Below are 5,890 nucleotides of genomic sequence, written 5' to 3'. Positions count from 1 at the left end.
GGTTCTTTGACAATTAGGATTTTGAAGGAAGGGAAGCGTGGCCGGCGTTGTTCTTGCGCGGCTGGGTCTCGAGAGGGGCCTGGCGCGGAGCAAGAGTTACGGCAGGTACGCTACTTTCTGTAGAAGCAAGGAAGACGTTTCGGGCTCAGTGATGGGTTTGAAACAGTCTCTGTCAAGTTCGCGAGCGCTGAGAAGCGATTGCGGGACTTTGAGTGCTTTATGCAGCGATTGAGGTGCCTGTGATTGAACTTTTGTTTAACCTGAGAGTTTGATCCTGGCTCAGAACGAACGCTGGCGGCAGGCTTAACACATGCAAGTCGAGCGCCTCGCAAGGGGAGCGGCAGACGGGTGAGTAACACGTGGGAACATACCCTTTGGTGCGGAACAACAACTGGAAACGGTTGCTAATACCGCATGAGCCCTACGGGGGAAAGATTTATCGCCAAAGGATTGGCCCGCGTCGGATTAGCTAGTTGGTGGGGTAAAGGCCTACCAAGGCGACGATCCGTAGCTGGTCTGAGAGGATGATCAGCCACACTGGGACTGAGACACGGCCCAGACTCCTACGGGAGGCAGCAGTGGGGAATATTGGACAATGGGCGCAAGCCTGATCCAGCCATGCCGCGTGAGTGATGAAGGCCCTAGGGTTGTAAAGCTCTTTCAGCGAGGAGGATAATGACGTTACTCGCAGAAGAAGCCCCGGCTAACTTCGTGCCAGCAGCCGCGGTAATACGAAGGGGGCTAGCGTTGTTCGGAATCACTGGGCGTAAAGCGCACGTAGGCGGACTTTTAAGTCAGGGGTGAAATCCCGGGGCTCAACCTCGGAACTGCCTTTGATACTGGAAGTCTGGAGGCCGAGAGAGGTGAGTGGAATTCCGAGTGTAGAGGTGAAATTCGTAGATATTCGGAAGAACACCAGTGGCGAAGGCGGCTCACTGGCTCGGTACTGACGCTGAGGTGCGAAAGCGTGGGGAGCAAACAGGATTAGATACCCTGGTAGTCCACGCCGTAAACGATGGAAGCTAGCCGTCAGGTTGCATGCAATTTGGTGGCGCAGTTAACGCATTAAGCTTCCCGCCTGGGGAGTACGGTCGCAAGATTAAAACTCAAAGGAATTGACGGGGGCCCGCACAAGCGGTGGAGCATGTGGTTTAATTCGAAGCAACGCGCAGAACCTTACCAGCCCTTGACATTTGGTGCTACCTCGAGAGATCGGGGGTTCTCTTCGGAGACGCCAGGACAGGTGCTGCATGGCTGTCGTCAGCTCGTGTCGTGAGATGTTGGGTTAAGTCCCGCAACGAGCGCAACCCTCGCCCTTAGTTGCCAGCATTCAGTTGGGCACTCTAGGGGGACTGCCGGTGATAAGCCGAGAGGAAGGTGGGGATGACGTCAAGTCCTCATGGCCCTTACGGGCTGGGCTACACACGTGCTACAATGGCGGTGACAATGGGCAGCGAAGGGGCGACCCGGAGCTAATCTCAAAAAGCCGTCTCAGTTCGGATTGTTCTCTGCAACTCGAGAGCATGAAGTTGGAATCGCTAGTAATCGCGTAACAGCATGACGCGGTGAATACGTTCCCGGGCCTTGTACACACCGCCCGTCACACCATGGGAGTTGGTTTTACCCGAAGGCGCTGCGCTAACCGCAAGGAGGCAGGCGACCACGGTAGGGTCAGCGACTGGGGTGAAGTCGTAACAAGGTAGCCGTAGGGGAACCTGCGGCTGGATCACCTCCTTTCTAAGGATGAACCTTCTGGTTCGTGCTTGCACGGATCATCTGGTTCACTTGGAACACAAGATCGGACGAGATCACGTCCGGTCGCTTCAAGAGCGCGGAACAACGCCGCCTTCGTTTCTCTTTCTTCAAGGATGATTGAGTGGTTCGCCACCTGGGGCAAGCGCTGCGCTTGATGCCGGGTAGTCAGCTCCGGTCCGCTGGACAGGCTGATGGGCTGGTAGCTCAGGTGGTTAGAGCGCACGCCTGATAAGCGTGAGGTCGGAGGTTCGAGTCCTCCTCAGCCCACCAAACCTTCGGTTCGGTGGTGTTTGCATCTTCACAGCAGGCAGACGCAAGTCTGAACTGTGAGGGTTGCGCTGGTCCAAGCCGGCAGGCTTGCAAGCGCAAGGCGCGCCGCGGCAGCCTGATCATGAAGCGACAAGCTTCATGTGAGGGACAGCGTGGCCGCGTGATGTGCAAAAATGGGGACATAGCTCAGTTGGGAGAGCGCGTGCTTTGCAAGCATGAGGTCGTCGGTTCGATCCCGTCTGTCTCCACCAAACCTTCGGTTTGGTTACGACAGCCGACATTTTTGCTTTGCTCGGGCTTTGCCCTCGCGGGTGTCTCCACCAAACGTGCCGGACGATGGGTCCTGGTGGTTTGGACTGGTGACCTGATCGATCACTCACTGGTTGAGCGGCTTTGGGCTGCTCCCTTTATCATCCTGAAGAAATTAGGGTTTGCCGGATCGACGAGATCTGGCCTGTTCTTGACATCGTTGAAGAGAAGGTTCTTTCGGCTCCGGGCTTGTGCCTGGACGTTGCGAAAGCGATGGTTCCGCACTTGACCGCGCGGATCGTTGAAAGAGCCTCGAGAAACTGGTCTTAAAATCGATGACCTGTTTGCACTGGTTGGCCTTGGGCTGGCTGGTGATCAAACATGGAATGGACATCGATAATGAGAGTGATCAAGCGTCTTAAGGGCATTTGGTGGATGCCTTGGCGACAAGAGGCGATGAAGGACGTGATACGCTGCGATAAGCGTCGGGGAGCTGCGAATGAGCTTTGATCCGGCGATTTCCGAATGGGGCAACCCACTCCGTATGGAGTACCCGCAAGGGAGCAAACCCGGGGAACTGAAACATCTCAGTACCCGGAGGAAAGGACATCAACAGAGACTCCGCTAGTAGTGGCGAGCGAACGCGGACCAGGCCAGTGGCTTAAGTTTAAGAACCGGAACCGTCTGGAAAGTCGGGCAACATGGGTGATAGCCCCGTACGGGTAGAAAGAACTTAAGTCCTCGAGTAAGGCGGGACACGTGAAATCCTGTCTGAACATGGGGGGACCACCCTCCAAGCCTAAGTACTCCTTGTCGACCGATAGTGAACAAGTACCGTGAGGGAAAGGTGAAAAGCACCCCGACGAGGGGAGTGAAACAGTTCCTGAAACCGGATGCCTACAAACAGTTGGAGCCCGCAAGGGTGACAGCGTACCTTTTGTATAATGGGTCAGCGACTTAATTTAACGAGCAAGCTTAAGCCGGTAGGTGTAGGCGCAGCGAAAGCGAGTCTGAATAGGGCGACATAGTTCGTTGGATTAGACCCGAAACCGGGTGATCTAGCCATGACCAGGTTGAAGGCACGGTAACACGTGCTGGAGGACCGAACCCACGCCTGTTGAAAAAGTCGGGGATGAGTTGTGGCTAGGGGTGAAAGGCCAATCAAACTCGGAAATAGCTGGTTCTCCGCGAAATCTATTTAGGTAGAGCGTCGACCGAATACCCTCGGGGGTAGAGCACTGGATGGGCTATGGGGACTTACCGTCTTACTGATCCTAACCAAACTCCGAATACCGAGGAGTACTAGTCGGCAGACACACAGTGGGTGCTAACGTCCATTGTGAAGAGGGCAACAACCCTGACCGCCAGTTAAGGCCCCCAAATCATGGCTAAGTGGGAAAGGATGTAGAACTCCCAAAACAACCAGGATGTTGGCTTAGAAGCAGCCATCATTTAAAGAAAGCGTAACAGCTCACTGGTCTAAATAAGGGGTTCCGCGCCGAAAATGTAACGGGGCTCAAGCCATGTGCCGAAACTGCGGGTGCACGCAAGTGCGCGGTAGCGGAGCGTTCCGTAAGCCAGTGAAGGGAGACCCGTGAGGGCTCCTGGAGGTATCGGAAGTGCGAATGCTGACATGAGTAACGACAAAGCGGGTGAGAGACCCGCTCGCCGAAAGTCCAAGGGTTCCTGCTCAACGTTAATCGGAGCAGGGTTAGCCGGCCCCTAAGGCGAGGCCGAAAGGCGTAGTCGATGGGAATGCAGTTAATATTCTGCAGCCTGCGGGTGGTGACGAATGCCGTGTATCGTATCCCCTTACTGGATTGGGGATGCGGTGAAGGTGTTCCAGGAAATAGCCCCCGCGTATAGACCGTACCCGAAACCGACACAGGTGGACTGGTAGAGCATACCAAGGCGCTTGAGAGAACTATGCTGAAGGAACTCGGCAAATTGCTCCCGTAAGTTCGCGAGAAGGGAGCCTTCTGACTGGGCAACCAGTCAGGAGGGGCACAGACTAGGGGGTGGCGACTGTTTATCAAAAACACAGGGCTCTGCGAAGCCGCAAGGCGACGTATAGGGTCTGACGCCTGCCCGGTGCCGGAAGGTTAAGAGGAGGTGTGCAAGCTCCGAATTGAAGCCCCGGTAAACGGCGGCCGTAACTATAACGGTCCTAAGGTAGCGAAATTCCTTGTCGGGTAAGTTCCGACCTGCACGAATGGCGTAACGACTTCCCCGCTGTCTCCAGCATAGGCTCAGTGAAATTGAATTCCCCGTGAAGATGCGGGGTTCCTGCGGTCAGACGGAAAGACCCCGTGCACCTTTACTACAGCTTCACACTGGTATTCGTGTCGACATGTGTAGGATAGGTGGTAGACGTCGAAGCGAGGGCGCCAGCTCTCGTGGAGTCATCCTTGAAATACCACCCTTGTCGTCATGGATATCTAACCGCGATGTAACAGCATCCGGGACCGTGTGTGGCGGGTAGTTTGACTGGGGCGGTCGCCTCCCAAATGGTAACGGAGGCGCGCGAAGGTGGGCTCAGAGCGGTCGGAAATCGCTCGTCGAGTGCAATGGCATAAGCCTGCCTGACTGCGAGACTGACAAGTCGAGCAGAGTCGAAAGACGGCCATAGTGATCCGGTGGTCCCTCGTGGAAGGGCCATCGCTCAACGGATAAAAGGTACGCCGGGGATAACAGGCTGATGACCCCCAAGAGTCCATATCGACGGGGTTGTTTGGCACCTCGATGTCGACTCATCGCATCCTGGGGCTGGAGCAGGTCCCAAGGGTATGGCTGTTCGCCATTTAAAGCGGTACGTGAGTTGGGTTCAGAACGTCGCGAGACAGTTCGGTCCCTATCTGCCGTGGGTGTAGGAGAATTGAGAGGATCTGTCCTTAGTACGAGAGGACCGGGATGGACGAACCTCTGGTGGACCTGTTGTGGCGCCAGCCGCAGTGCAGGGTAGCTATGTTCGGAATAGATAACCGCTGAAAGCATCTAAGCGGGAAACTAACCTCAAAACGAGTTCTCCCTGAAGAGCCGTGGTAGACCACCACGTCGATAGGAGGCATGTGGAAGCGCGGCAACGCGTGAAGCTGAGCCTTACTAATAGCTCGTCCGGCTTGATCACTCTCATTAATCAATGTCCATTCCATTCTGAAATCCCTCACGGGGCGCACGGCTAACGCCTGCCCCTCCGGGAGGGCGGCCTAACGGCCGGCGCGCGTCGCGCTTGCGAACCAAAGGTTCGTCACGTCCCTTGCGGACGCTCAAAATGCGACCACAAAACGCAAAAAACATCGATCAGCATTCCGCTGAAACAAGACCAGTTCCTCAATGTCTGCGCTTCGCCGGCCTGGTGGCCCCAGCGGGGGGCCCCCACCCGATCCCATTCCGAACTCGGCCGTGAAACCCCCCAGCGCCAATGGTACTTCGTCTCAAGACGCGGGAGAGTAGGTCGCTGCCAGGCCTGCAAAGCGCAGACAAACTCTTCAACACTCAAAGCTCCGAGGACAAAAATCCTCCCCATACACCCTACGCGGGGTGGAGCAGCCCGGTAGCTCGTCAGGCTCATAACCTGAAGGTCGCAGGTTCAAATCCTGCCCCCGCAACCAAAATC

At 55.9% G+C, this 5,890-nt stretch carries 3 tRNA genes and 3 rRNA genes; all 6 read left to right on the top strand.

The features are described from left to right. Window positions 1-256: 256 nt before the first annotated feature. The 6 genes from GWI72_RS19870 to GWI72_RS19845 all read left to right on the top strand — a co-directional run bounded on the left by GWI72_RS19870 (window position 257) and on the right by GWI72_RS19845 (window position 5,885). Window positions 257-1,737 (top strand): 16S ribosomal RNA (locus tag GWI72_RS19870). Window positions 1,738-1,948: 211 nt separating this feature from the next. Further along, window positions 1,949-2,025 (top strand) — tRNA-Ile (locus tag GWI72_RS19865). A gap of 175 nt (window positions 2,026-2,200) precedes the next feature. Beyond that, window positions 2,201-2,276 (top strand) — tRNA-Ala (locus tag GWI72_RS19860). A 405-nt stretch (window positions 2,277-2,681) separates the two neighbouring features. Further along, window positions 2,682-5,401 (top strand): 23S ribosomal RNA (locus tag GWI72_RS19855). 224 nt (window positions 5,402-5,625) lie between these two features. After that, window positions 5,626-5,740: ribosomal RNA gene (gene rrf, locus GWI72_RS19850) — 5S ribosomal RNA — on the top strand. The 16S, 23S and 5S rRNA genes sit together here with 3 tRNA genes alongside, the layout of an rRNA operon. Before the next feature lie 68 nt (window positions 5,741-5,808). Continuing rightward, window positions 5,809-5,885: transfer RNA gene (locus tag GWI72_RS19845), tRNA-Met, on the top strand. Window positions 5,886-5,890: the final 5 nt, after the last annotated feature.

It is taken from the genome of Pannonibacter sp. XCT-53 (assembly GCF_009915765.1).
GTDB lineage: Bacteria > Pseudomonadota > Alphaproteobacteria > Rhizobiales > Stappiaceae > Pannonibacter > Pannonibacter tanglangensis.
The sequence above is the reverse complement of the archived record's forward strand: the minus strand, read 5'-3'. Positions and strand labels throughout refer to the sequence as shown.